Consider the following 4,890-nt stretch of genomic DNA (forward strand, 5'->3'; position numbering starts at 1 on the left):
CCTAGGGCAGGAACGGCGTTTGACTGATGATCCGCTCGCTCTCAAGTTGCTGAATGTCCTCGGCAGACAGCCCCAGAATACGGCCAAACACATCGGCGTTGTGCTGGCCAAAACACGGCGCCGGCGTTCTGACCTCCGAGGGCGTGGGATGAAATTTGGGTACAAAGCCCGGATACAGGTGCGTGCCGGCCTCTGCCCGATCAATGGCCAGCAGAAACTCGCGGGCGGCCAGCTGGGCATCGCTCATGACCTGCGGTCCCGACAGGACGGCGCCGGCCGTGACGCCGGCCTGCTGCAACTGCTCCATCAGCGCGGTATGCTCGTGGTTCTGGGTCCAGGCGGCGATGTGGGCGTCGAGTTCATCCTCGGCCGCCTTTCTGCCCGCAGCGGTGGCAAAGCTCTCGTTCCGGCTCCAGGCCGGGTTGCCCAGGACTTGACAGAACTGCTGCCACTCGGCGTCAGAGGCAATCGTAATCATCACCCACTCATCATCGCCCGCACACGGATAACAGCCGTGGGGTGCCAGAGTCGGATGGCGATTGCCGACCGGCTCCTGCACCCGCCCGTTCACGGTGTAGTCAAGCAGGGCTTCGGCGTTGAGCGGGAGCAGGCCCTCGACGTGCGAGAGATCGACCGACACCCCCGCGCCACGCCGCTCCTGTTCAAACACCCCGACCAGGGAAGCAAAACACGCATTGAGCGCCGAAACCGGATCGCCGATGGCGTTGCTCAGCATCTGCGGCGGTCCGCCCTCATAGCCCGTTACCCCGGTAATACCGGCCATCGCCTCGGTCGTACAGCCAAAGCCGACATACTCGCTTTCCGGGCCAGTGTTGCCAAACGCCGGCAGGGTCACCATCACCAGACGTGGGTTGACCGCAGACAGGGCCGCAAAGTCAATGCCCAGTTTACGCAGAATACGCGGCGGATAGTTGGCGACCAGGATGTCGCTGGCCCGAATCAGCTCCTTGAACAGCTCGCGGCCACGCGGATGGGTCAGCTCCAGGGCAATCCCGATCTTGTTCCGGTTGACCGTATTGAACGTCGGCGACTGTTCGTACAGCTTGGGGCCGTCATCCGAGCCCTGCAGACCCGCCCCGCGCCACCAGTCCATATGCGACGGTGACTCGACCTTGATCACCTCGGCGCCAAAATCGCCCAGCAAACAGGTGGCCATGGGTCCCGCCCAGCCGTTGGTCAGATCAACGATACGAAGTGGTTTGGTCATGACTGTCTCCTTGCAAGGTGAACGATGATGACTGATCGTATCGAGAAGAGATCATCGTTCATCTCGTTAGACTATTCCCTCATCCCGCAGGCGCTGCACCTCGGCCGCTGCATACCCCAGGCGGCTCGTCAACACCGCTTCGGTGTGCTCCCCCAACAGGGGCGCGCGCGTCAACGGCCACAGCGGCTGGCCATGCTCCCGAAACGGCGGTCCCGGAATCTTCACCCGGCCGCCCTCGGGATGCTCCACCTCAAGAAAATGCCCGCGTTCCTTGAGCTGCACCCATTCCACGACTTCCTTGGGCGACGGGATCGGACACACCGGAATGCCACGGGCTTGGGCGGCGTGGTAGATATCGTCCTTGTTTTGCTCGCGCAGCCACGGCAGCAGGGCGTCGTGCAGCTCCTTGGCGTGCGCGCCCAGGGTGGTCAGCGTCTGAAAGCGGGGGTCATTGGCCAGGTCTGCTCGGCCGACCAACTCCAGCAGGGCGAAGATCTGGTGCGGCAGACCGGCATGAATCCCAACATAGCCATCGGCACATGGCAGGGTGGCTAGATTGGGAAAGCCGAGGTGAAACTGACGACCGGAGCGCTGACGCACGAACCCGGAGTACGAGAAGGCCACAAAATCGTACAGGGTGGTGGCGATCAGGGCTTCCTGAATCGACACCTCGACGTGCTGCACCGCGTCAAGGGCGGCCCGGTTGCGGACCGCCTGCAGGGTCCCGATGGCCGCGTACAGTCCGGCCACATACTGGCCAAAGGCTCCGCCCGGCTGGACCGGCGGACGGTCCAACTCTCCCATCGGATAGGTCCAGCCACCCAGAGCGTAGGCCACCCCGTCGGTCAGGTTGTAGTCCCGATACGGCCCGGAAGAGCCGAAGTTGGAGATGGAGGTGTGGACGAGACGGGGGTTGGCCCGTTCCAGCACCTCGGCGCTCAGGCCCAGACGCTCCAACACCCCCGGCCGGAAGTTTTCGACCACCACGTCGGCTTGGCTCATCAGCCGACACACGATCTCGCGGCCCCGGTCGGTTTTGAGATCAAGCGTGATCCCCTGCTTGCTGGTATTCAAAAAGCAGAACAGACCGCTGCGTTCCAGACCCGGCCGGTCGGCAAAAAAAGGCGGCAGCCCACGGCCCCCGTCGCCCGCCTGGGGCTTCTCGATCTTGATCACCTCAGCCCCGTAGTCGGCCAGCAGCTTGGTGCAGTACGGCCCGGCGATATAATGACTCAGGTCAACAACACGAATTCCACTCAGGGCTTGTTTCATTACTCGGTCTTTCTCGGCGTGTCGTGTTCCGACTCGTCTCTGAGCCGGTGAGGGGCAAGTATCAGCTATCTCGGTCCGCCAAGTCAAGGGTCGCGGACGACAGCTCCCGACTTCCGCCAGCCGGATTGACCTGCGCCGGATTCTGCCTAATACTCTGCCAGTGCAGGGAAAGACTGCCTGGCTGAGTCCCGACCTCCAGAGAGGAGAGGCTATGATTATTGATACAGAGACCTTTGGGGAGATCAAAAGCGCCGTCAACCAGGCGACGCAGGGGATCGGCACCGCAACTCAGCTCGTCAAAGGTCTCGGCCCCCAGACCGAAGAAGCCCGCACCTACATCAGCCGGCTGCTCAACCAGATCCTCGAGGTTCAAGTCCACGTCCAGCGCGCCAACGCGGTCCTTGACGCCCTCAAAGACGCCAACCAGGAAGAAAGCTCACAGCAGTAAACCGGTCTTGGCGCCCCGTGCGGTCGCCCGCGGTTCGGGAGATGGCATGCTAGAAGGAAAGATTGCGCATATTCGTCGGCGCCTGGCCAGCAACAAATTCACCCCGCCGCCACTGGAAACCGGGATGCGGGCCGGCGTCGCCCTCCTCTTGCAGCCCCGGCGCGACGACCTGCACATGCTGTTCATCCACCGGGCTCATCACCCCCAGGACCCGTGGTCCGGCCATATGGCGTTTCCCGGCGGTCGCCAGGAGCCGGACGATCCCAGCTTGCAAATCACCACCCAACGCGAAACCAAGGAAGAAGTCGGCATTGACCTCGATCAGCACGGCGAATACCTGGGCTACTTGCCGGTCGTTCAGGCCACGGCGCGTGGACGCGCTATCCCCATGACCGTCGCCCCGTATGTCTACCTGGTGTCCCCCCGGGCGCACCCCGAGCCCGACCCGGTTGAAGTGCAGGATACAATTTGGGTGCCACTGGCCTTCATGCAGCAGGACGGCGTTGAGCAACAGGTTCGGCGCGACCTGCACGACGGAACCTCAATCCAGGTTCCGGCCCTGCTGTACGGCGGAAAGACGATTTGGGGTCTGACCTACCGTATGCTGCGCGGGTTTTTGGAACTCATCGCCTGACGCGCCACTTCTGTTTACTGAACGCTCATTCAGCCTCGCTTGACAGCCTGGCCCCCAATATGCAACACACTGTCTCAGAACCCCGACGGCGGTATCCCTCCGCCCGAGGCCGATACTCAAACTGTAAGCAAACCGTAAGGAGGATCTAGTATGGCCATGCGTGTTGTCTCGGCAGACTCCCACATGATGGAGCCGGCCGAACTGTGGGTAGAGCGTCTTGACGCCAAGTACAGAGAGCGGGCTCCAAAAGTCATCGACAATCCCAATAAGCCCGGACTGATTTTTGTGGCTGAGGGCATTGACCCGTTTCCGGTCGCCGGTGGATTCGGCGCGGGCCGGTCGGGCCAGGAACTCAAAGACCATCTGGACAAGGGCTATGAAGCCGCCCGGCCGAGCGGCTGGGATCCGGCCGAACGGATTAAAGATCAGGACATAGACGGGGTTGAGGCCGAGGTGTTGTACACCACGCTGGGCATGTCGCTGTTCGGCCTCGAAGACGCCGCGCTGCAGGAAGCCTGCTTCAAGACCTATAACAACTGGGTCGCCGAATTCTGTTCCTACAACCCCAAGCGCCTATACGGTATCAGCCTGATCTCCCTGTACGACATTGATGCTGCGGTCAAGGAACTCGAGCGCGCCCACAAGCTCGGCATGCGCGGAGCCATGATCTGGGGCTCGCCTCCGGAAGACACCCCCTATAACAGCCCCATCTACGACAAGTTCTGGCAGGCCGCGTCCGACCTCGACATGCCCCTCTCACTGCACGTCATCACCGGCAAGAGCAAAGAGAGCAAGGTCAACTTTGAGCAGATCAGCTCCTTCTACATGAACCTGATTCATGAGATTCAGCGCTCGCTGACAACCCTGATTTTCGGCGGCGTGCTGGAGCGTTTCCCCCAGCTCAAAATCGTGTCGGCCGAGAACGACATCGGCTGGTTCCCGCACTTCATGTATCGCATGGACCACGCCTACGAGAAGTTCAACGTCATGGAGAAGAACCCGCTGCCGATGAAGCCGAGCGATTATGTCCGGCGTCAGATGTGGGGCACCTTCCAGGATGACGCGGTCGGTCCGGCCACCTACAAGATCTTCGGCGAGGACAACTACATGTGGGCGTCCGACTTCCCGCACACCGATTCGACCTGGCCGGAATCCCGGCAGTGGATCGCCAAGGACTTCGACGGCGTCCCGGACGCAGTCACCAAAAAAATCGTGTTCGATAACGCGGTCAAGGTCTACCGCATGGATCTGGACTAAGCCGCCCGAGTCCGCCAATCCGACACCGGCCAGGAGGCTCTCCTCCTGGCC

5 protein-coding genes are annotated in these 4,890 nt (G+C 61.9%); 3 read left to right on the top strand and 2 right to left on the bottom strand.

From position 1 onward, the window contains the following. Nucleotide 1 precedes the first annotated feature (1 nt). Both J4F42_13525 and J4F42_13530 read right to left on the bottom strand, forming a co-directional pair. Complete coding sequence (locus J4F42_13525) at nt 2-1,228, bottom strand: CoA transferase (GenBank protein ID MCE2486530.1); 1,227 nt, start codon at nt 1,226-1,228, stop codon at nt 2-4. 66 nt (nt 1,229-1,294) lie between these two features. Further along, nucleotides 1,295-2,500 carry a CoA transferase gene (locus tag J4F42_13530; GenBank protein MCE2486531.1) on the bottom strand — a complete coding sequence of 402 codons (1,206 nt, stop codon included), beginning with the start codon at nt 2,498-2,500 and terminating at the stop codon, nt 1,295-1,297. Between the two features lie 211 nt (nt 2,501-2,711). Here J4F42_13530 and J4F42_13535 point away from each other — a divergent pair, with 211 nt between their 5' ends. From J4F42_13535 to J4F42_13545, 3 genes are all read left to right on the top strand, one after another. Further along, complete coding sequence (locus J4F42_13535; protein ID MCE2486532.1) at nt 2,712-2,948, top strand: hypothetical protein; 237 nt, start codon at nt 2,712-2,714, stop codon at nt 2,946-2,948. 46 nt (nt 2,949-2,994) lie between these two features. Continuing rightward, on the top strand, nt 2,995-3,582 hold the full coding sequence (locus J4F42_13540; GenBank protein ID MCE2486533.1) for a CoA pyrophosphatase: 588 nt from the start codon (nt 2,995-2,997) through the stop codon (nt 3,580-3,582). A 150-nt stretch (nt 3,583-3,732) separates the two neighbouring features. Next, complete coding sequence (locus J4F42_13545; protein MCE2486534.1) at nt 3,733-4,839, top strand: amidohydrolase; 1,107 nt, start codon at nt 3,733-3,735, stop codon at nt 4,837-4,839. Nucleotides 4,840-4,890 lie beyond the last annotated feature (51 nt).

The organism is Desulfurellaceae bacterium (genome assembly GCA_021296095.1).
GTDB lineage: Bacteria > Desulfobacterota > Binatia > Bin18 > Bin18 > JAAXHF01.

Excerpts from the sequence above, each read along its gene's own strand:
- J4F42_13535 (MCE2486532.1), top strand. The coding sequence starts at position 2,712 with ATGATTATTGATACAGAGACCTTTGGGGAGATCAAAAGCGCCGTCAAC.
- J4F42_13540 (MCE2486533.1), top strand. The coding sequence starts at position 2,995 with ATGCTAGAAGGAAAGATTGCGCATATTCGTCGGCGCCTGGCCAGCAAC.
- J4F42_13545 (MCE2486534.1), top strand. The coding sequence starts at position 3,733 with ATGGCCATGCGTGTTGTCTCGGCAGACTCCCACATGATGGAGCCGGCC.
- J4F42_13530 (MCE2486531.1), bottom strand. The coding sequence starts at position 2,500 with ATGAAACAAGCCCTGAGTGGAATTCGTGTTGTTGACCTGAGTCATTAT.
- J4F42_13525 (MCE2486530.1), bottom strand. The coding sequence starts at position 1,228 with ATGACCAAACCACTTCGTATCGTTGATCTGACCAACGGCTGGGCGGGA.